General features: G+C 64.1%; 20 protein-coding genes. 2 read left to right on the top strand and 18 right to left on the bottom strand.

The features are described 5' to 3' along the window. Positions 1-403 precede the first annotated feature (403 nt). Positions 404-1,219: an IS5 family transposase gene (locus AC1DWT_RS40755; protein ID WP_477924999.1), complete on the top strand. Its 816-nt coding sequence runs from the start codon at positions 404-406 to the stop codon at positions 1,217-1,219. Positions 1,220-1,250: 31 nt separating this feature from the next. On the opposite strand, the gene AC1DWT_RS40760 is transcribed toward AC1DWT_RS40755, so the two are convergent. The 3 genes from AC1DWT_RS40760 to AC1DWT_RS40770 form a co-directional block, all read right to left on the bottom strand. Further along, positions 1,251-2,129 (bottom strand): phytanoyl-CoA dioxygenase family protein, encoded by an 879-nt coding sequence (locus AC1DWT_RS40760; RefSeq protein WP_477924970.1) that lies wholly within the window; start codon positions 2,127-2,129, stop codon positions 1,251-1,253. A gap of 301 nt (positions 2,130-2,430) precedes the next feature. Continuing rightward, the gene (locus AC1DWT_RS40765; RefSeq protein WP_095860343.1) at positions 2,431-3,207 is read right to left on the bottom strand and encodes an enoyl-CoA hydratase; all 777 of its coding nucleotides are present in this window, start codon (positions 3,205-3,207) and stop codon (positions 2,431-2,433) included. A gap of 238 nt (positions 3,208-3,445) precedes the next feature. Next, the gene (locus tag AC1DWT_RS40770) at positions 3,446-3,589 is read right to left on the bottom strand and encodes a hypothetical protein (RefSeq protein ID WP_179377476.1); all 144 of its coding nucleotides are present in this window, start codon (positions 3,587-3,589) and stop codon (positions 3,446-3,448) included. Positions 3,590-4,492: 903 nt separating this feature from the next. Here AC1DWT_RS40770 and AC1DWT_RS40775 point away from each other — a divergent pair. Further along, a complete protein-coding gene (locus AC1DWT_RS40775) occupies positions 4,493-4,615 on the top strand; it encodes a hypothetical protein (RefSeq protein WP_257015202.1) in 123 nt (40 codons plus the stop codon). 1,040 nt (positions 4,616-5,655) lie between these two features. On the opposite strand, the gene AC1DWT_RS40780 is transcribed toward AC1DWT_RS40775, so the two are convergent. The 15 genes from AC1DWT_RS40780 to AC1DWT_RS40850 form a co-directional block, all read right to left on the bottom strand. Further along, positions 5,656-6,660 (bottom strand): helix-turn-helix transcriptional regulator, encoded by a 1,005-nt coding sequence (locus tag AC1DWT_RS40780; protein WP_477924973.1) that lies wholly within the window; start codon positions 6,658-6,660, stop codon positions 5,656-5,658. A gap of 41 nt (positions 6,661-6,701) precedes the next feature. Beyond that, positions 6,702-8,132 (bottom strand): FAD-dependent oxidoreductase, encoded by a 1,431-nt coding sequence (locus tag AC1DWT_RS40785; protein ID WP_477924975.1) that lies wholly within the window; start codon positions 8,130-8,132, stop codon positions 6,702-6,704. Continuing rightward, complete coding sequence (gshB, locus tag AC1DWT_RS40790) at positions 8,129-9,178, bottom strand: glutathione synthase (protein WP_477924977.1); 1,050 nt, start codon at positions 9,176-9,178, stop codon at positions 8,129-8,131. The genes AC1DWT_RS40785 and gshB overlap by 4 nt, the downstream gene beginning before the upstream one ends. After that, on the bottom strand, positions 9,175-10,557 hold the full coding sequence (locus AC1DWT_RS40795) for an aldehyde dehydrogenase family protein (RefSeq protein ID WP_477924978.1): 1,383 nt from the start codon (positions 10,555-10,557) through the stop codon (positions 9,175-9,177). The genes gshB and AC1DWT_RS40795 overlap by 4 nt, the downstream gene beginning before the upstream one ends. 35 nt (positions 10,558-10,592) lie before the next feature. Beyond that, positions 10,593-11,630, bottom strand: coding sequence for an isoprene monooxygenase reductase (gene isoF, locus AC1DWT_RS40800; protein WP_477924980.1), 1,038 nt, complete (start codon positions 11,628-11,630; stop codon positions 10,593-10,595). A gap of 11 nt (positions 11,631-11,641) precedes the next feature. Next, complete coding sequence (gene isoE, locus AC1DWT_RS40805) at positions 11,642-12,664, bottom strand: isoprene monooxygenase oxygenase subunit beta (protein ID WP_477924982.1); 1,023 nt, start codon at positions 12,662-12,664, stop codon at positions 11,642-11,644. Next, positions 12,661-12,993 carry an isoprene monooxygenase effector protein gene (gene isoD / locus AC1DWT_RS40810; protein WP_477924984.1) on the bottom strand — a complete coding sequence of 111 codons (333 nt, stop codon included), beginning with the start codon at positions 12,991-12,993 and terminating at the stop codon, positions 12,661-12,663. Before isoD ends, isoE begins: the two co-directional genes overlap by 4 nt. Positions 12,994-13,011: 18 nt before the next feature. Next, positions 13,012-13,356: an isoprene monooxygenase ferredoxin gene (gene isoC / locus AC1DWT_RS40815; RefSeq protein ID WP_477924986.1), complete on the bottom strand. Its 345-nt coding sequence runs from the start codon at positions 13,354-13,356 to the stop codon at positions 13,012-13,014. Continuing rightward, complete coding sequence (gene isoB, locus AC1DWT_RS40820) at positions 13,349-13,633, bottom strand: isoprene monooxygenase oxygenase subunit gamma (RefSeq protein WP_477924988.1); 285 nt, start codon at positions 13,631-13,633, stop codon at positions 13,349-13,351. The genes isoC and isoB overlap by 8 nt, the downstream gene beginning before the upstream one ends. A 35-nt stretch (positions 13,634-13,668) precedes the next feature. Further along, positions 13,669-15,192, bottom strand: coding sequence for an isoprene monooxygenase oxygenase subunit alpha (gene isoA, locus AC1DWT_RS40825; RefSeq protein ID WP_477924990.1), 1,524 nt, complete (start codon positions 15,190-15,192; stop codon positions 13,669-13,671). 79 nt (positions 15,193-15,271) lie between these two features. After that, the gene (tadD, locus tag AC1DWT_RS40830) at positions 15,272-16,627 is read right to left on the bottom strand and encodes a non-phosphorylative glyceraldehyde 3-phosphate dehydrogenase TadD (protein ID WP_477925001.1); all 1,356 of its coding nucleotides are present in this window, start codon (positions 16,625-16,627) and stop codon (positions 15,272-15,274) included. Between the two features lie 77 nt (positions 16,628-16,704). Next, positions 16,705-17,406 (bottom strand): glutathione S-transferase family protein, encoded by a 702-nt coding sequence (locus AC1DWT_RS40835; RefSeq protein ID WP_477924991.1) that lies wholly within the window; start codon positions 17,404-17,406, stop codon positions 16,705-16,707. Positions 17,407-17,441: 35 nt separating this feature from the next. Next, positions 17,442-18,158, bottom strand: coding sequence for an iIsoprene-epoxide--glutathione S-transferase (isoI, locus tag AC1DWT_RS40840; RefSeq protein ID WP_477924993.1), 717 nt, complete (start codon positions 18,156-18,158; stop codon positions 17,442-17,444). A 66-nt stretch (positions 18,159-18,224) separates the two neighbouring features. Next, positions 18,225-18,905, bottom strand: a complete 681-nt coding sequence (isoH, locus tag AC1DWT_RS40845; RefSeq protein ID WP_477924995.1) for a 1-hydroxy-2-glutathionyl-2-methyl-3-butene dehydrogenase — start codon at positions 18,903-18,905, stop codon at positions 18,225-18,227. Between the two features lie 15 nt (positions 18,906-18,920). Next, positions 18,921-20,145 (bottom strand): CaiB/BaiF CoA transferase family protein (locus AC1DWT_RS40850; protein WP_477924997.1); only part of this gene is annotated, 1,225 nt, incomplete at its 5' end.

The raw sequence follows: 20,145 nt of genomic DNA on the forward strand, positions 1-20,145 counted from the left end.
TGGAACTCTTCGCGGAACGACACCAGGCCGACACGCCGACACGCGGATCGGGGACCGATTCTTCCCCGACCGCCCGCCGGTCGGGCACACTGATACTCACGGCCACCGCCTGTCTTCGTCTCGAAAGTTCTCTGGAAGGAACCTCAAGATGATCAGGCGGTGGTCGCCTCATGCCGCTGCGACACGCCGAACAACACCAGCACCAACTGCCTCACACCACGGCAGTGGTTAAACGACAAGCTTAGAGCGCATCTGAAAACTCGGGATGATCGGCGTGTGACTGGTGAGGAATGGGTGAACTCCTGGTAGGTCAGTAGGTGCTTACGCCACGACCCGACCAGGAGTTCACTTGCCATCATCGCTCATCGCACTGTGTCCGTCATGCCCTACCCCGGATTCTGGGATCCGGCATCGGTGCGCGGTGTACTCGTCATCCTCGGTGACCGACGCTCAATGGGCGATTCTCGAACCACTGCTGCCTCCACCCGGCAACACCACCGGCAGCGGTGGCCGACCGGAAAAGCATTGCCGCCGTCTTGTACTCGATGCGATCTTCTATGTCGTGCGGGGTGGGATCGCCTGGCGGCAGTTGCCGGCGGAGTTCCCGCCGGCGATGACGGTGTACGCGATCTTCGCCCGGTGGGTCCGGGCGGGGGTCTGGCAGCGGATTCACGACGCGCTGCGTGATCGGGTGCGGGTCCACGGCGGCCGGAAACCGCTGCCGTCGGCGGCGATCATCGACTCCCAGTCGGTGCAGGGCGCCGACACCGTTGCCCGGTCGAGTCGTGGATACGACGCGGGGAAGAAGACGAATGGGCGTAAACGGCACATCGCTGTGGACTCGAGCGGGCTGCTGCTGGCGGTCGTGGTGACGATGGCCGGGATCCAGGACCGGGACGGCGCGGTCCGGCTGCTGGCTGCGATGCGCGCCCACTGCTCGACGATTTCTTTGGTCTGGGCCGACGGCGGCTATGCAGGCAGGCTAGTCGATTGGGCGAAACATGTTCTGTCCCTAACGGTTCAGGTTGTCAAACGCACCGACGATGTCAAAGGATTCAAGGTTCTGCCCCGGCGGTGGGTGGTCGAGCGGACCTTCGCCTGGATCTGCAAATACCGCCGCTGCCTCCGCGACTACGAGACCAGACCCGACCACCACGAAGCCGTCGTCTACATCGCCATGATCGCGACCATGTCACGCCGACTCGCCCGCACAGCGTGACACGAACGGGAGTTCTCAGACGCTCTCTTAGTCATGGCGCGGGGTTCTGCCACACAACGGGGAACAGGTCGCCGCTGATCGGTGAGCCGGGGGTCATCGGAGGGACAGAGAACCCGCCGATGCTGGCAATATGGTCGAAGCTGGTGCCGGGCCTCGGATCCCAGACGACTTGGTCGCCGGCGAAGATCGTTGTGACGGCACGGCGGGGGCGACGGGAATGGTTGGCGGGCGATCCGTGGACGGTCTTGGGATGGTGCAGTAGCGCATCGCCCGGCTCGGCGTCCCCGATGAACCATTCATGGCGGTCGCAGTCGGCGGAGAAATCGGGGAGTTCGGGGTAGGGCGAACGTTGATAGACGGCAGCAACCTCAGGATTGCCGCTGAAACTGCGGGGCCGGTAGACCGGACCGAGGTGTGAGCCTTTCAGGTAGTGAACGGCTCCGTTGTCGGTCGTGACGGTGTCGAGCGGGACCCAGATACGGAAGTACTGATCGCCGTCGATCGGCAGATAGGCGTAGTCCTGGTGGAAGGGCGCACCCTGGGCCGACCCCGGCTCCTGCGCGAACACCTGGTCGTAGAAGAACCGCAGCGACCTCACTGCAGGATGGATTTGGCGGGCAATGTTCTTGGTCGGTCCGCACAGAGCCCAGGCGTCGAACGCCGAGTCGACGAAGCGAGGAAATGCCTGGGAGAAGAAGCGAGGCTGACCCGGGGATGTGTAGTTCTGAGAGGTGGCGGGAACGTCGGTCATCAGCCGATCCACCGCGGTCCGGAGGTAGTCGATCCACGAGGGAGCGATCACGGCCTCGAGACGAGTAACTCCATTGGCAGCGAAATCCGCCCGCTCCTCGTCGGTGATCTCGCGGAGCAGTCCCTCGGTGGGGTGGTCGATATGATGCTGGGTGGTCATTGGCATTCCTTTGCAGGTGGTGACCGCGGCAGCGCGGCGGGACATCGTGATATCGGCGTCTCCGCCCCGGGCGCTGATGTCGCGGAACGGTGCCTACGGGGACGGTCCTTCTGATTACACAGAGGCGAGCAGGGTGGCGTTGGCCGTCCGGGTGATCATCGTGAGAATCTGCAACGAGTCAGCAGAATCGTTGTGCCCGCCGGGCCGCGGGTGGACCTGGTAGCCCAGGAGCGCAGTGCGGGACCCACCCGCAGCGCGATGGGCCGGGCGGGGTGGAGGCGCGACAGAGGCCCGTCGGCACTCAGCGGTGGGTGAAGGTCGGCGCGCGTTTCTCGATGAACGCGGACATGCCTTCCTTCTGATCGTCGAGTCCGAACGTCGTGTGGAATGCCCTCCGTTCGTAAAGCAATCCCTCGCCGAGCGTGGTCTCGAAGGAACGATTGACTGCTTCCTTCGCGAGCATCGCGACCGGTAACGACATCGATGCGATCGCCTCGGCGATACTCTGCGCCTGGCCGAGGAGTTGATCGGCGGGAACGATCCGACTGACCAGTCCGGCGCGCTCGGCCTCCGCCGCGTCCATAGTGCGTCCGGTCAGTAGTAGGTCCATGGCCTTGGCCTTGCCGATTGCCCGAGTAAGGCGCTGTGAGCCCCCGAGGCCGGGGATCACGCCCAAGGTGATCTCGGGCTGGCCGAATCTTGCGGTGTCAGCGGCGATGACGAGGTCGCACATCATCGCCACCTCGCAGCCGCCGCCGAGCGCGTATCCGGCTACGGCAGCGATGGTCGGCTTACGTACCGCTGCCAACCGTTCCCACCCTGCGAGAAAGTCGCTGGCGAAGACATCGATGTAGGTTCGTGGCCGCATCTCCTTGATGTCGGCGCCGGCCGCGAAAGCACGCTCCGAGCCGGTCAGGACGATGGCGCCGATTCCTGGGTCGTTCTCCAGGTCGTCGAGCGCGGCTATGACGTCCGCAAGCATCGCAGTGTTGAGGGCGTTGAGCGCCTGGGTCCGGTTGAGTGTGACCGTGCCGACCCGGCCCGTACGCTCGAGGAGGATCGTTTCGAACTCGTGCACCGCTGTTTCCTTTCGGTCCCATCTTGATTGTGGCCGTGTTGAGCTTGTGAAATGTCGATGTCAGCGCGAGAAGAAGTCGCAGAATGCATCCGCGCGTGCTCCGCGCCGGGGCTGCCGAATCCTGCGACCCTGCGGCCAGGTGGGTGGTCGCGTGCTACGGGTCGGTCGCGGCGCCGGACTGCGGACAGGGAACCCGGAGGGTCCGCGGCAAAGCACCGGTATCTCTGGTGTGACGGGGTCATTGGGTGGTGAGCACCGCCGCAACACCTACCGCCGCTGCGATCACGATCACCGACCAGAGGATCAGATCCCACAGTCGGCATTGTGTTCGGGGCTCGTCCCCGCGGACGGCTGGCGTCACCAACTCCGATTGTCTTTTCATTCGTAAACACCTCATGACCTCGACTGGTCCGGATCCGAATCCGCCACGACGCAGTGCGCGCTTGGGGGCAAGGTCCGGTGCTGCATCCGACCGACCGGGCGTCCCGATTGCTGTGCCAGTCCCGCTCGGCTAGCATCTGGCTGGCGGTAAAATATTTCACGACTAAGAAAGTCTAGCTCGGAAATAATTGACTAGCGATCTTTTCACTCTTATGATTATGTGATCCACAACACAATGTTGGGATCGGGTGCAGGCCCGGAAGGACGATCGGATGCACAGAAGAGGCGCGACCAATGGACGCGACGGACGAATTTTTCAGCTGGACCTCACGGCGAACCGTCATCGGGGCGGGTCATCTAGCCTCGGCGGCGTCGGGACGGCAACGGGTCCACTGTGACTCGGCAGACGAACTCCCACAGCGCGGCCTGGACGTCAGGCTCGTGGTTGCAGGACGCCACTGCCGCTTGATCACCTTCACCCATGGCGGCGACGACTACGTCGTAGTAGTCATCGGTTCGGTTCGCGGCCGACGCGACGTGCCCATCCGGGCGGTCGACGAGGAATCGTTACTGGTAGATGCGAGCCGGAGCGAGACGTCCGCAGAGATACTGATTGGGATTCCGATCGATCCGAGGACGGTAAGTCCCGAGCGGTGCCGCGAACGGATGCTGGCTTCCCAGCTGTGCCAGGGCGGACCGATCCGGCAAATGCTCAGTGTGACGGGGGTTCACTCGGTTCTGGTGCCGGTGCTCGCGCCCGCCAACCACGCGGCGTAACCGCCCCTCTCTGTCACGGCGAGGGCCCACGGGAATGCCGCCGCTTGCCCGACGACTCATGGGGTGGCATGCGCACGGTGCAGCACCGAACACAGCTGGTCCCCTTCGAAGCAGAGAGCAGGCTTTCATGCCATTCTTGGAGAAGTTTTTCACCGCTATTCTCACTCTGACCGGCGCCCACTTCGGCGCCTGGCCTCTGGACGAGGACGAGGATTCCGAGGACGGCACCTTCTGGTGGGAACAGGAATGACGAATCGGGCCTGGCGGTGCCTCCGGTGCCGGAGGCACACAGCCGACTGCAGCAGAGCAACCGGTCGCAGATCTCGGCCGGAACTCTGGTGACACGATGGTGTAGTGAGCCTTCAGTAATCGAGACTGGCGACATCGCCTTCCTCGGCGTGTGAGGCGTCGGACTGGTTGTCCATGTGGACCCCTGTCGAGGGCTGGCAGGGCAGCGCACGGACCTCCACCCCTCGCACCGGACCTCGGCCACGTATGCAGCGCATGGTGTGGGGTGGCTGCGCTAGTGCGGCGTGGCATAATCAAACCCGACGGTCGGGACGAAAGCGACTGGCACTCCCCGTAGTCCCTCGCCGCACCGAGCCCCTAACGTCCACCTTTCCCTTAGACCCGATCAGATGTGTGAATTCCCATGAACTCTCGTGAGCACCGCCGGTGGCGTCAGAGGCGTCGCGCCGCGTGGATCGAACCCAACCGCACACCCAATCATCCTGATCCCGAGGCGGATCGGCTCATCGAGTTCGCCGTCATCTGGGCACCATTCGGGGGAGCTACCGAGGAGGACATCCTTGTGAACTTCGGAATGACAACGCGCCGATTCATCGAGCGATTGTGGCAGGTCATCCCTGAATCGAACTGCGTCCAAGACGAGATACGCAGTTTAGCGAACGCATACCCGCACCACCGCCGACACCGACGGCCAGGCGTCTGACGATCCGACAGGTCTCAAGAACTGGCGCACGAAACCTGAGTAGGCACACTTCAGCAGGAACAATCGTGAAGATGCGGTACTGGCAGTGGCATTCGCGACCTTGCGTGCTTCCCTAGGAGCTGCTGAGCCCCCGTTCCGGAGGACAATGCAGGCGATTTCTCCATCGATTGCAGGGAGTAGAACTGCCGGCGGCGAGGAGCTGCGAGGTTCCAGTTGACCCGACATCAGGAAGGTATCACCGATCTATGGGCTCAGCGGATCCAGTGCCGCACGGATGTGGGAGATGAGATGCATCGCGGCATCGGTTTCACGGTACGTCATCCGCCGACTTTCGCCTATCAGTTTCCTGCCGGGAAGTGCACTATTTCTGCTGTTCTCGCGTGGGTGCCGTCCTGACGGACAGCGGCCTCCAGGGCAGCGCAGGAGTACTTCCCGTTCGCATATTCGCGGGGTGTGACCGCGTACCGGCGCTTGAACGCGGTAATGAAGTGGGAGGAGCTCGAATAGCCCACGGCGCGTGCCACTTCGCTCACCTTGTTTCCGGATCCGGTGATGAGTATGCGTCGCGCAGCGTCCAGCCGCTCGGATTTGAGAAACTGGTAGGGACTGACGCCGATCGTCGCACGGAAGGTATGCGCAAAGGCCGACTCACTGAGCTGAACCTCCCGCGCGATGTCGTTCACGGTGATCGACTCAGTAAGGTGAGACCTGATGTATTCGATCGCGGCCCGCGTGGGATCGGCCGCGGACTCTCGTGAGGCAACGTCCAGCGGATCTTGGCAGCAGACGATCTGCAGAAGCCGATACACGATCTCCTGTAAACAGATCGGCGCGAGTACTCGCTCGTCCAGTTCGCCATCGAGTGCACGAAGGAACCGGAGAACGGAGTGGAGTAGTCGTACGCCCACACCGAAGGTGCCGCTGCACTGGGTGCCACCTGCACGGCCACGGCGGGTGATCGGCACCGCCGCGGCATCGCTGACCAACACGTCTGTCGATACGCGGCGAATGATCGCCGTGTCGATCTGCAAAAACATCGCGAGGAAGGGCGCGTCGGCGGATGCCTCGACCACTTCTAGCGCGGGGCTCAGCCGGTCCGTGAAGACGACGCCCTCGAGGGAGCCGCAAACGTGCGCGGTGCGATCGACGTCCACCGACAGACGTCCCTGGATGACAAGACAGAAGGTGATGCCCGGCGTCGCTTCCCACACATACGGTCCGGGCGCATCGAACCGGCAGACCGTCAGCCCCGGCCGCACCTCCCGGGCGCCGACCCCACCCGCCCAGCAGTTCAGTTCGACGAGCATTTCCTTCACTGGCATCGCCTGTGTCACGCTGTCCACAACTGCTCCTTTCGTCCGAAGCAGTAGATGATTCGGCGCGGTCACATCCGATCCGACAAGCGGCGCGCGGCGAGCTGAATCGCCTCCCACACCGTCGCGAACGGAGGGGCATACGAGAGATCCATCGCGGCAAGGTCGTCGACGCTCATCTCGCCCCACCACACCGCCGCGGCAGTGTCGATCCTCTTGGCCGACTGCGTCCCGCCCACGATCTGCACGCCCAGCAACCGGCGCGTACGACGATCGGCAATGATCTTGGTGGCGATCGATGAGCGCTCGGGCATATACCCACTCGCCGTGCCGCCGACAGTGACCAGCGACTCCACCTCGAACCCCGCTTCGGTCGCCTCCCTAGTCCCGAGACCGGTGCGGGCGACCTCCACGTGAGTGCCCGCAGACACGAACCGGGTGATGGCGGTGCCCAGCACACCAGGGAACGCGTGCGACCCGCCGACGACGTTGAACCCACAGATGCGACCCTGCTTGTTCGCGTGGGTGCCCAGGGGTGCAAGAACGTACTTCCCCCGGATTCGGTCGATGACCTCACAGCAGTCCCCGGCCGCCCATACGCCTTTGGCGACCTCTTGCCGCTCGTTGGGCAAGTAGCCGCCGCGTTCGCCGATGGGCAATCCGGCGGCCACGCCGAGTTCGGTGGCCGGGCGCACACCGAGTCCGAGGACGACGACGTCGGTGGGGTAGACCTGTCCATTGCTGCCGGTGACCGACCGAACTTGGCCGTCAACACTGTCGATGTCGATCCCGGCGACCGTGGTGTTCGTGACGACGTCGACGCCGCCGGCTCGGACAGTTTCGCGCACCCTCTCACTCATATCGCTGTCGAGGCTGCTCATCACAGCACTGCGCGTCAGGAGGGTGGTGCTGAATCCGCGTTGCATCATCGCTTCGGCCATTTCGACGCCGATGTATCCGCCGCCCACCACCACCGCGCGGCGGCGGATGGCTATTCCATCGCGTGACCGGCGGGAGACGAGATCGAGCCAGTGCCGGGCATGATCGAGATCCTTGACCGGGTGCACGCCTCTCACCAGCTCACCCCCGTCGGTCACCGCCCACTGCGGGATGATCGGATGGGCACCGGTGGCGAGGACGAGCTTGTCGAATCGAATAACTTCCTCCTCACCTCCGGCGTTGTGGGCGTAGGTGACCGTGCGGGTGTCGAGGTCGATCTGTGTTGCGGTGACGTTCATCCGGAGGTCCACTCCCATCGCCCGATGCTTCTCGGGCGTGCGAGCGCTCAATTCGTCGGTCGTGCCGACCGTCCCGGACACCAGGTATGGGATTCCGCAGGCAGAGTACGAGGTGTCGGATGTCTTCTCGAGCGCGATCACGTCGACGTCGCGTCCCGCGGCTTTTGCGCTGCGCAGCGCCTGATGGGCCGCACTCATACCTGCGGCGTCGGCGCCGATGACGACGATCTGCTCGCGCTGTTTCGGTGGGACCGCTGTGCTCATCGCATCTCCGTCATGGTTGTGCATCGGGCAACCGCCCATTCGATCGTGTCGGCTGCCAGGTGTGTGCCGCTGAGCGCATCGATCTCGCGGATTCCTGTGGGGCTGGTGACGTTCACTTCGGTGAGCCTGTCTCCGATGATGTCGATTCCGACGAACACGAGTCCGCGCCTGACGAGTTCGGGTCCGAGTGTGTTGCAGATTTCGCGGTCCCGGGAGGTCACGGTGTCGCGCACGACGCGTGCACCGGTGGCCATGTTGCACCGGAATTCATCGCCGGCGCCGCCGGTCTCGACGAGGCGGCGGACGGATCCGATCGGCTTTCCGTCGAGGACGATCACGCGACGGTCTCCCGCTGTCTCCGCCTCCGGAATGTACTGCTGGACGACTACGTGCTGGTCACCGCGGACGGTGGCGGTGTCGAGTATCGAGTGCAGGTTCGGGTCATGCGGTCGCAGGAGCATGATCCCCCGGCCGGCCATTCCGTCGGTGGGTTTGAGAACTGCTGTGCCCCAGAAACGTACGGCTTCGACTATTTCGTCCCTGTCTGCGGAGACGAGGGTGGGGGGACCCAGTTCGGGCATCCGCAGGGCGAACAACTTCTCGTTCGCGTCGCGGAGCCCGGCAGGGGAATTGACCAGCAGCGTTTTGGTGGGATCGACCAAGTCGAGGATGAAGGTGGCACGAAGATAGTTGCTGTCGACCGGAGGGTCGGTCCGCATGAAGATCGCCGATACCTCGTCGAGAGGGAGGCGGCGGGATGCGCCACTGGTGTACCAGTCGGTGTCGGCGATCCATTTGTTCTCGCTCAAGACCGCTGGGCGCAATGTCACCTCCCGGCAATGGGCGAATGCGCGCCCTCGATCGATGCCGAGCTCGCCGATCGTTGTGGACAGCACGCGATGGCCGGCCAACTGCGCTTCCTCCATCAAAGCGATGGTGGTGTCGTGCGCGGGTGCCAGTGTGGCAAGGGGATCGGTGATGAACACGAAGTCCAACCGAAGTCCAGACCGGGCGTGCGGGTCGGTGAGCACCGGCGGGCCGCTCATGACGCCACCTCGCCGGTAGTGCGATGCGCCGACTCCCCTGTCCATGCGACTGGTACCAGGCCGCTGTGCATGGCCCTTTGGGGTCCCTGTTCGCGGGCGGCGACACCGAACCGGGTGCGGTCGTCGGCGGAGTCGTCCCCCCAGATCGATGCGTAGCCGTCGCGATGGCGCCGGGCGTCGAATACCCGGTCGAGGTCGGCGAGGGTGTCCCAATGGACGATGGTGAGCACGGGTCCCAGTGATTCACGGGATTGGGCCAGTGCCTTTGCCGCTGCCCTCGATGTCGCGTCGCCGAGGTCGACGACCGTGGTGGGCAGCCGCCATCCCATTCGATGCCTGATGTCATCGGGAATCGTTCCCCCCAGCAGTACCCGCCCGCCGCCGGAGCCCAACTGGTCGATCCGGTCGAAGGCCCGCCGCCTGATGGGTTCGCTGGGCAGGGGAGCGGCACGATTCTTGAAGAGGGCCAGCTGGCCGAGAATCGCAGCGATGGCAGTCTTGGCGACGTCACGGTGCACCGCGACGGTGTGCAAACCGAACGGTCCGCCCGCGTTGTGCACCCGAACTGCTTCCGCGATGTCGGAGGCCATCGTCGCGAGTTTGTCATCCGCGAGCCCGGGGTAGACGATCGCGGCATTGCCGCCGCCGGTCAGAGTTCGCAGGGGCACGTGTGTCCGGCGCTCGGCTCGGCTGGCCCGGCTCAGGGTGGACTCGTTCGCCCGCACGTGCAGCGTCTTCAGTGCGGTACTACTAATGAGTGCGGCGCCCACGTCGACGCCAGTGCCCTGCACGATATTGAGAACGCCGGCGGGAAATCCCAGCCGGTCTGCGATGAACGCGACCGCCACCGGTGACAAGGGACCGCGTAGCGACGGCTTGACCACTACGGTGTTACCGGCGGCCAGTGCCGGGAAAACATTCAGGAGCATCTCGGAAAACGGTGCCCCCCAAGACAGTACGTGACCGGAGATGCCTGCGGGTGTGGGCCTAGGGTTTAGGACCTCCCGGGTGAGGATCGTGCGCGCGATCCTCAGTGTCGATTCGATGGTGGCGAGGGAATCGTCGTATCCGAGACCTGTCTCGGTCGACTGCAGGCGTGCCAGTTCGGGTGCCGCCTCGGCGAGCCGGTGCAGCAGCAGAGCCAGCAGCTGGTCCCGGGTGTGTAGCTCGGACCACGGACCCGACAGCGCGTCACCGGCGGCCGAGATCGCCCGATCGACGTCGAATCGAGATGAGAGGGGCACAACCGTGGTGATCGTGCTGTCGGAGGGGTTCCGGATCTCGTACTCGTAAGGCGCGGCCGGAAACACCCACCTTCCGTCGATGAGGTTACGTGCGTAGTGCTCATCGGTCGGTAGTTCGATGGTTTCCAGCAACATGATGGATCCTTCCGAGTTCGAGAGGGGTACTGCGTTCAGGCGATGAAACGGTCGAAGAACAGCCGGTCCGCGGAGGCCCCACGCTCGCGCACCAGCGCTCGCAAGGCCGCGTCGACCATTCCGGCAGGGCCGGCGAGATAGATGTCGTGATCACTGAGATCGGTCCAGTCTTCGGCGACGTGGTCGATCACACGCCCTACCCGGGAATCGTCAAACACGTCCCATCCCGCTGGCTCGTTGCCAGCGAGGTCGGGATCTTCGACCGAGACGGCGACACGGGCACCCAGTTCGTTCAAGCGGGCGAGCCGATCGAGGAGAACGATGTCCCCGGCCATACGTGCACCGATGTACAGGTCCACCCGTCGCGCCCGGTTCTCGACGAGAAGTTCCTCGGTGATCGCGAGGATCGGTGCCAGCCCGGTGCCGCCCGCAATACACACCGCCGGACGCTCGGACCCCGGTTGTACGTATGCACGCCCATACGGTCCTTCGACGAGGATTTCCTCGCCCACCTGGACCTTGTCGAAGAGCCAACTCGATGCCGCGCCGCCGGGCTTGGCGCGGATGATGAATTCCACGGTGGTGGAGCCGGCACCGTCGGCGGGGTGCGCCATCGAGTAGGCCCGCCGAACCCCGTCCGGTGATTCCAGGAGCATGAACTGCCCTGGCAGGAAGTCGATGGGTGAGCTGAAGTCGAGGGTGAACAGAGCGGTATCGGGGGTCAGCGCTTCGCGGCCCAGGAGTCGGGCAGTCACACGCTCGGGCACTGCCTCTCGGCTCACCGTCGGCCCGTCGAGTATCGGTGCCTTGACTGTGCAGTTGGCCGTGGGAATCGATTGGCACATCAGGATCCGATTGCCGCGTCGGCGATCACGTTCGGAGAGTCCGGCGGCGTCGGGCCAGAGGTTCTTGACCTCCCCGTCCACGAGTTGCGCGCGGCAACTGCCGCATCCACCGCTGGCGCATTCGTAGGGCAGGGCCAGTCCGGCCCGGAGGCCGGCCCGAAGAAGTGTCTCTTCGGGCCCGCACGTCACCGGTCCTTCGTAGCCACTGAAGTTCACTGTGGCAGTCATGGTCTCAGATCTCAATCGGATTCGGTCCGCAGACCGACGGAGTCGAGGAGCGAGTGCCAGTCCTGGCGGACAGCGGAAGCAATCTCGTCCGCGGACGCCCCACTCGGTGACGCGACGATCCGGGCACCGGCCTCGATCATCTCGTTCCCGCGTGCGGACCATTCACTCAAATGACCTTGAAGCACATTCAGATTGCCGGGATCGGCGGCGACGAGGAATTCGACCAGGGCCACCGACCAGCGCTGACTCCGGAGGCTGTCCCGCCAGAGGTTCTCCAGAATCAGCGAGTCCAGTCGCGCCCCGACCCGGGCGGTTTGACGCCGGAGCTGGACGAGGAAGAGCTGATCCGCAATGGCCTTGGTCACCAGATTGGTCGCGACGAATGCTCGGTCCCAATCGAATTCCACGAGGGCCCATTCGAATGCGGCCCGAATCGGCTGCCAGTCGGGGCGCTCGGTCCAGAATTCCTTCTCCGCGGTGCCGAAGCCGCGTTCGGGATGCGTCAGCTGCAGTTGGGTGGTGCGGTACGCGGCGAGCTGCACCCGGCGGAGCTGGTCCGCGGTCTGGAAAGCGGCACAGTTGGCGACATAGCTACTGATCGCGAGCTGCTGAACGTAGGCGGACAACATCTGCTGGCTGTGCGCGACGTACCGCGTCGGGGTCAGTGCCCGCACCAGCAGGGTCAATGCCTCATCCGAAAGCGACTCGTCGGAGCCTTCGCCGTCGAACTGGGCGATCAAACCCTCGACGTACGTCTCCTGATCATCCTGGTCGGCAACATAACTGCCGTAGGTGACGGTATCGGGATCCCTGAAGGCATCCCAGTCGGCGACCGTCAATTTCATCGAGTCACGGTGCTCGCGCAACCACACGTTTCCGTGCACGTCGGGCCCCATTTCGAGTGGCACGGGCCCGATGGTGTGGTTCATGTTGTGCGTGAGCACTTCGTACTCGGTGGGCCGTCGCCCGAGATTGCCGAACGCACTCCAGGTCTTGAGCCCGCGCGAACGGGACCGCGGTGTCTTGTTGGTCATAGCTTCTCCTGTCCGGAGTTCTGGTAGAACCAGACGTATTCATCGGTGCGAGTCTTGAGGCGCCCCTTGAACGAGGGCATGTCGATCTCGAGCGCGGCCAGCTGATAACTCTGGCCGAAGTGCTTTTCCAGGCTCGACTGGGTCAGGCGGCACGCTCCGCGTGTGTGGATGCGGACGTAGTCCTCGCGGTCGAGTACCAACACGTCCTGTCCCGGGTTGTCCTCCTCGATCGCATCGATCACCGCCTCCGCAAGGTTGCCGGCCCGGATGACCGGACCCACAAGGTCGGGGGACGACTCGTCCGAGGCATCCATGTCGACAATGGTCATGAGTGTGAACTCCTACGGTCAGTGATGCGCCACGGCCGGCGCCTTGAGGCGAACTTGAATGACACCGTCCACGATTCGGACGTCGTGCTTGTGCAGACAGGTGTCTCGGGGATTGACCCCGGAACCGGTCAGCGCGTCAAACTGCCATTCGTGTGCGCGGCAGGTGACGACACCGTTCTCGAATTCCCCCTCGACCAGCGAGATGCTCTGGTGTGGGCAGATTCCGTCGTACGCGCGGACCTCACCGTTCACCTTCACCAAGAGCACTTCGTCGTCTCCGACGTCGAACGATTCCATCTCGTCGTCCCACAGTTCGTCTTCGGCGACCAGGTCGACGAAGTCGTTGCCGGGCTCGTCAGCCATTGGAACCCACCTGCTCTCGGAAGCGAACGTCGACCCATTGCAGCGGTGGAATCGTGCGGGTGCCGAGTAGCGCGCCGAGGGTGGCGTCGGACGTCATCACGGTGCCGTCCACGAGCACGTCGTATCCGGGGTTCACCTTGGGTTTCGGGACCCGCCGGCCCACCGAATGCGCCGCGACCTTGCGGGCGATCTGGTCCCAGGTGTCGTCGGTGTCGACGGCCACGAGGACGGGGACGAAATCGCCGACGAAACGGCCGGTGATGGGGAAGGGTGCCATGTCAGTTCTCCTTGCCGATCGAGTGAAGTCCGAGATCAGATCGAGATCGGTTCGCGTTCAACGGATTCCTCCACCGGTTCGGGCTTCGACGGGAGATAGTCCTTCGCCCAGGCGTAGTCGTACACATCGTCTCCCATCACGTCCGGGGTCAAACCCATGTAGAGCAGTCCACCGGCGAGGTCGGCCGGGAGAATCTGGCCGTCGATGAAGCGGTCGATGAAGTTCTGGTGTCCGGCGTAGCGCTCGGGGTCCTGCTCGAAGCACCACTTGGAGATCTCGGAATCGAAGTGGTAGAGCCGACCCTTGTAGGTCATGCTGTGGTCGGCGAGATCGTGCCGGGCGAACGCCGATCCCAACGGGAGTTGGGTGAGGTTGCACAGCGCCGGCAACGTGTCCGGCAGAGTGTCCTCGATCCGATCACTGTTGACGTTCTTGATGATCTCGTCCCACATCACACCCCAGTTCTCTTCCCAGGTGGGGTACTTCTCCCGCAGCCATTCCCGTTCGTCCTTGGAGACGCCGGCATTCGGCTTCCAGAACAGCGTCGGGCGCCAGAACCAGGTCCCCAGGTGCATGGCGTGATGGCCGTTCTCGAGCGAGTACAGGAACTGGTCCCAGTACCAGGGCTTCTTCAGCCCGTAGTCCTCGAGGATCCGTTCGTGGTGGTTGACGATCCACTCGAGCATGAACTCCTTGAAGCTCATCTTGCGCTGATCGAGGGGTGTGTAGTAATCCATCGCCGGCCCGGTCAACGTCTGGAACAGCCGGGTGGACCGCCAGAAGGCGACATCGAGTGCCTTCTGTGCGCGGGCGGGGTCGTGCTCCATCAGGATGGAGAGGGTGGGGAAACCCTGCTGAGCGTGGCGCGCCTCATCGGTTTGGATGGAGGACAACAGGTTCGACCAGTTGATGTCGCCGGCAGCCATGGCATCGGCGGCCAATGCGACGAACTGGACGTTGGTGAATCCGTGTTCGACGGTCAGGCTCGTCGCCAGCGCGGCCTCGACGCAGTCGGCGTTGAGCATCGCATCGTCGAAGAAGTTCTTCACCGCCAGGACACCCCACTCGTTGGTGTGGAACGCCTTCTGCGACCAGTCGAAACGCGGATCCTGCTTGAGCAGATCGTGGGAGAAACGCAGATCGAGCTGGGCGTGGCGGGTCTCGTCGAGCATTCCGAAGACCCCGAGATTGCGCCAGCGCGGGGTCGGCGCGAACCGGCAGAATCGGCTCTGCATGGTCACTGCCATGTGCTCGACCATGCACGTGGTGCCCATGTGCAGATGCGATGCGGCGACGTGCGCGGGATCGAGCTTTTCGTAGGTGCCGGAACGTACCAGGGCGCTGCTGACGGCCTTGACGCCCGACTCCTTCTCACGCTGGATACGGACGTAGTCGCGGTACGACACCCGGAACGGTTCGTCCCATTTGTCCCAGGCCTCCTTCGGTACGTCCCCCGCACCGCTCCAACTCGTCGGGAACGCCACCGCCGGATCGACGTAGCTCAGTTCCCAGTCGAGGTCTCGCGAGATGTCGTACCAATCGTCCCGGTTCAGTAACATATTGTGCGCCTTCCATTGTGACGGTATGGGCGGTGGTCTTCTGGATGGTTCGGTTCAGCTGGATGGTTCGGTTCAGCGGTCATCGTTTGACCCGCAGCACTCGGTAGTTGGTGTACTCGAGGACACCGTGGATGGACTGTTCGACTCCGAGGCCGGACTGCTTGACGCCGCCGAACGGAACATCGGAGGAGAGCATCGGGTGCTGGTTGACCCAGACCGTGCCCGCTTCGACCCGTTGGGCGACCTCGGTCGCGCGCTGTTCGTCGGAGGACCACACCGAGGCGCCGAGCGCGAGTTCGGAGTCGTTTGCTCGTGCGATCACATCATTGATGTCGGTGTAGGTCAGGATCGGCAGGACCGGGCCGAACTGTTCCTCGCGAACCAGGGGCACGGAGTCGTCGACCCCGCGCACCAAGGTGACCGGGTGGAAGTAGCCGGGGCCCTCGGGGACCTCACCGCGGAAGTACACGTCGGCGCCGCGGTGGGCCGCATCATCGACATAGCCACGCACCTTGGTGAACTGGGCGGCGTTCTGGACCGGGCCCATGTCGACTCCGTCGTCGAGCCCGTTGCCCACCTTCACCCCCTTGGCGACCTCGGCCAGAGCTTCTTCGATCGCGGGGGCGAGGTGCTGGGGCACGTAGAGGCGCTTGAGGCCCGCGCAGACCTGACCACAGTTCGACAGGGCGCCCCAGTACAGGTCCGCCGCGATCGACGCCACGTCGACGTCGTCGAGGACGATGCCGGGATCGTTGCCACCGAGTTCGAGGGTCAGGCGCTTGAGGGTCGCGCCGGCGCCCGCCATGATCGACTTCCCCGCGCGTTCGGACCCGGTGAACGTGATCTTGTCGATCCCGGTGTGAGCCGTCATCGCCCGGCCGAGATCGTCGCCGCCGCTGAGCACCTGCAACACCCCCGGGGGGAGGATCTGCTGCGCGAGCTCACCCAGGCGCAAGGTGGCCACCGGGGTCAGGGGTGAGGGTTTGACGATGATCGGGTTGCCGGTGATCAGGGCGGGGCCGATCTTCCACAGCGCCAGCAGGAGGGGATAGTTCCAGGCGGTGATGCCCCCGACGACACCGACCGGTGCGCGGTGCACCTCGATCAGCTCGTCGTCGTTGTCCCGGATGACCTCGACAGGAATGTCCCAGCTCGCATACCGCTCAAGACCACGCAGACCCGATTCGATCTCGCCGGCGGCCTTCGCCAACGGCTTTCCCTGTTCGAGGGTCACCAGACGGGCCAGTTCGTCGATGTTGGCACGCACGTGGTCGACCAGGCGAAGGACGATGCCTTGTCGGAAGGGGAGGTCGTGCGTAGCCCAGTTCTTGGCGGCGCGCCGAGCGGCAGCGACCGCGGCGTCCAGGTGCTCGACTCCGGCGTCCGGAACCTCGATGAAGGCCGACTCGGTGGCGGGGTTGATCACGGGGATCACCGCTGCGGTGGTCGTGATCTGTCCGTCGATGGTCAGCCCAGGTGGGGTGATGTTGGACAGAGAATCTGCGGCGATACTCATGGTTGACTTCCTTCCGGGCGGAAGAGGGTCTTGAACTGTTCCGCGGTGTAGACGTGGTTTCGGGCCTTCTCCTCGCGCGGGTCGGAGATCTTGACCTTGGCGGCGGGCCGGGCGGAAATGCGGTCGGCCCACGCTTTGACGTTGGGGTAGTCGGCGACATCGACCCCGTGCCCGGCGGCCACCCGAGTCCACGGGAAGGTCGCGATGTCCGCGATCGAGTACTCGCCGGCGAGGTACTCGCGATCACGTAGCCGGTCATCCATGACGCGGTAGAGGCGGGCCACCTCGCCCGCGTAGCGGTTTCGGGCGTACGGGTTGTCGATTCCCTGCTTCGGGGCATGCGAGACGAAGTGGGCGGCTTGTCCGGCCATCGGTCCCTGGTTGGCCACCTGCCAGAACAGCCAGCACAGCACTTCTTGGCGGGCGATCGGATCCTCGGGGAGCAGTCGTCCGGTCTTCTCCGCCAGGTAGAGCAGGATGGCACCGGATTCGAAGATCGCCAAGCGCCGGCCACCGGGGCCATCGTGATCCACGATGGCCGGCACTTTGCTGTTCGGATTGATTTCGACGTACTCCGATTCGAACTGATCGCCCTCACTGATGTCGGTCCAGACGATCTGGTAGTCCAGTCCCAGTTCCTCCAGCGCGATGAGCACCTTCCGCACGTTGGGGCTTGTGTAGTAGTAGAGATCAATCATCGAACGATGCTCCAAGACAGTCGATTACCGGCGAGCTAGATGTCGTACTGCTTGCGGATGCGGTCCATGTAGTCCACGAGGTTCGCTTTGGACTGGACATATCCGGATCCGAGCCACTGCTGCGGCTGGTCGGCGATGTGCCGCAGCGTCGAATACACCGAGGCGTCGATCGAATGCAACTTGTCGCCGAGGAAGAAGTCCTTGTCGGCCAGGAAGTCGGACAGGGCATCGATGTCCGCCCGGAAGAACTCGACGACGACCTCCGCGCTACGTCGGCCCATACCCTGGCCGTCGAACTCGGTGAGGATCCGGCCCCGGAACCCGTCCAGGCCTTCGCGCATCTCCGGGGTCACCTCGGCGCCCTGAACGATGTACGGGATGTAGGTCTCCCACCCGCTGTCCTCACGCCAGCGCGGCTGGATGATGCCGCTCCAGTACAGGTGCTCCTCGATCAACCGATTGAACGCGAGAGCCAGGGCACGCTCCTGCTTGCTCAGATCCGCATCGAGCTTGTCGCCGTACTTGTCCTTCAGGTAGGCCAGGATTGTGTTGGAGTCGCCGACCTTGGTTCCGTCGCTGTCGACGATGTACGGGAGCTTGCCGTGGGGTGAGTCCTGGTCCAGCGTTGCCAGGTCCTGCGTCTTGTGCTCGAACTCGACACCCGTGAACTTCAGGTAGTTGACTACCTTGGTGACGTACGGGCTGATGTCCGGGATCCCCCAGGCGGGAACATATCCGTAGACGGTGATCATCGTGTGTGACGTCCTTCTGTCTCGATGGGATGGAGATTCATTGGCGAACAGGGTGCGAGCTGTTGCTCACCACTGGAGGAAGGTTCCGTCCGAGTGCTGGAACCGGCCCGAGTTCTCGGGGGTGAGGTTGTCGATGTTCTTGATCAGTCCGGCGGCGGCCTGTTCCGGGGTGATGTAGGTGTGCTCGCCGGGGAAGTCCTTGGTCAGGTCGGTGGCGACCATGCCCGGATGGAGCATGAGCACGCTGATCCCGTTCTTGGACAGGTCGTGGTGCAGGTTCAAGCCGGCCATGTTGGCGGCGGCCTTGGAGATCCGGTAGCTGTACATGCCTCCGGAGGTGTTGTCTCCGAGGGATCCGACCCGGCTGGTGACGATGCCGACCTTCGCGCCGGGCTGCAGGAGCGACCGCAGTGCYTCSAYSGTSCGCAGCGGTCCGAGGGTGTTGATCTCGATCTGTTTGCGGACCAGGTCGTACTTGATCGACCCCAGTTCGTCGAGCCACATGACCCCGGCGACATGGATCAGGGCGTCCAGTTTGGTACCCGCTGCGGTGAGCCGGGACGCGAGCGCCTCGACCGATTCCTGTGATGTGACATCGACGTTCGGTTCGACGGTGATGCCGTCGGCGGTGAGGTCGGCGCCGTCGAACAGGCAGGCGGCGATGACGTTGTCGCCGCGCTCGTGCAGCTGGCGGGTAATCGAGTGCGCGATGCCCTTGTCGGCACCGACGACCAATACTGTGGACACTGTCCAAACTTCCTTTCAGGCGAGGACGCCGGCGGTGGCGTCCTGCTCGGTTCCGATGATCTTCTGTGCAGCGAGCGAAGCGATTTCGTCGTTGCTGTAGCCGATTTCTGCGAGAATCTCGGCGTTGTGCTGGCCGAGTAGCGGCGCACCCCTCGGTGCATCCGGAACGGTGCCCAGGAACCGGGCCGCCACTCGTGCCTGCCGCACACGCCCGGCGACGGGGTGCTCGGATTCGACGATGATCTCGGCGGCCTTGACCTGCGGGTGTTCGATGACCTCGGCCCGTGTGAGGATGGGCGCGGCCGGTACGTCGAACTCGTCGAGCAGCGCCAACCACTCGGCAGAGCTCTTGTCCAGCAACACAGATTGGATGAGTTCGAGACGCTCATTGATGTGCTTCGACCGACCCACCGGGGTGGAGAATCGCTCGTCCTCGATCCACTCGGGGTGACCGAGCGCCTTGCACATGCTCTGCCACTCGCCGTTGCTGTTCGTGGCGACGGTGATGTAGCCGTCCGCGGTCTGGTAGATCAAGTCGATGAAACTGCCGCCCTGCGACAGCGGCACGGGCTGGTCCGGGAATGTGTAGGCGCCCATGTCCGATGCCCACAGGAACGAGAGCACCGCCTCGAGCATCGACAGGCGGATGTGCTGGCCCTCCCCGGTGCGTTCGCGGGCGAATAGTGCCGCCGAAAGCGCTTGGGAGGCAACAATGGCGCTGAGTTTGTCGGGGAGGATGGTGCGGATCAGGCGGGGTCGTTCCTCGTCGGATCCGGCCTGGACGGTGGTCAGGCCGGTCAGGGCCTGGATCAGCGAATCGTAGACCCGCTGGCCGGAGGCGGGGCCGCGTTCACCGAATCCGCTCATCGAGAGATAGATGAGTTTCGAGTTGAGCGGGGCGAGGTCGTCGTATCCGATGCCGAGGCGCTCGACGACGCCCGGCCGGAAGTTCTGCACCACGACATCCGCGGTGGCGACCAGCTTCTTCAGCACCGCAACGCCTTCCGGCGTCTTCAGGTCGAGGGTCAGGGACCGCTTCGACCTGTTGACGTTGACGAACATCGCCGACATGTCGCCGGAACGATTGGGCAGGGAGCGGACGTGATCGCCCTTGCCGGGCACCTCCACCTTGACGACGTCCGCGCCCTGGTCGCCGAGGATGTCCGTGGCCCAGGGGCCCGACATCATCGAACACAGGTCGACGATCTTGATTCCGGTCATGGGGCCACTCATGAAGGGC

The sequence above is a fragment of the Rhodococcus sp. P4_B6 genome, from assembly GCF_056402215.1.

Bases quoted from the DNA above. Each gene is read 5' to 3' on its own strand.
- AC1DWT_RS40760 (WP_477924970.1), bottom strand. From the start codon at position 2,129: ATGACCACCCAGCATCATATCGACCACCCCACCGAGGGACTGCTCCGC.
- AC1DWT_RS40770 (WP_179377476.1), bottom strand. From the start codon at position 3,589: ATGAAAAGACAATCGGAGTTGGTGACGCCAGCCGTCCGCGGGGACGAG.
- AC1DWT_RS40775 (WP_257015202.1), top strand. From the start codon at position 4,493: ATGCCATTCTTGGAGAAGTTTTTCACCGCTATTCTCACTCTGACCGGC.
- AC1DWT_RS40785 (WP_477924975.1), bottom strand. From the start codon at position 8,132: ATGAGCACAGCGGTCCCACCGAAACAGCGCGAGCAGATCGTCGTCATC.
- gshB (WP_477924977.1), bottom strand. From the start codon at position 9,178: ATGAGCGGCCCGCCGGTGCTCACCGACCCGCACGCCCGGTCTGGACTT.
- AC1DWT_RS40795 (WP_477924978.1), bottom strand. From the start codon at position 10,557: ATGTTGCTGGAAACCATCGAACTACCGACCGATGAGCACTACGCACGT.
- isoF (WP_477924980.1), bottom strand. From the start codon at position 11,630: ATGACTGCCACAGTGAACTTCAGTGGCTACGAAGGACCGGTGACGTGC.
- isoE (WP_477924982.1), bottom strand. From the start codon at position 12,664: ATGACCAACAAGACACCGCGGTCCCGTTCGCGCGGGCTCAAGACCTGG.
- isoD (WP_477924984.1), bottom strand. From the start codon at position 12,993: ATGACCATTGTCGACATGGATGCCTCGGACGAGTCGTCCCCCGACCTT.
- isoC (WP_477924986.1), bottom strand. From the start codon at position 13,356: ATGGCTGACGAGCCCGGCAACGACTTCGTCGACCTGGTCGCCGAAGAC.
- isoB (WP_477924988.1), bottom strand. From the start codon at position 13,633: ATGGCACCCTTCCCCATCACCGGCCGTTTCGTCGGCGATTTCGTCCCC.
- isoA (WP_477924990.1), bottom strand. From the start codon at position 15,192: ATGTTACTGAACCGGGACGATTGGTACGACATCTCGCGAGACCTCGAC.
- AC1DWT_RS40835 (WP_477924991.1), bottom strand. From the start codon at position 17,406: ATGATTGATCTCTACTACTACACAAGCCCCAACGTGCGGAAGGTGCTC.
- isoI (WP_477924993.1), bottom strand. From the start codon at position 18,158: ATGATCACCGTCTACGGATATGTTCCCGCCTGGGGGATCCCGGACATC.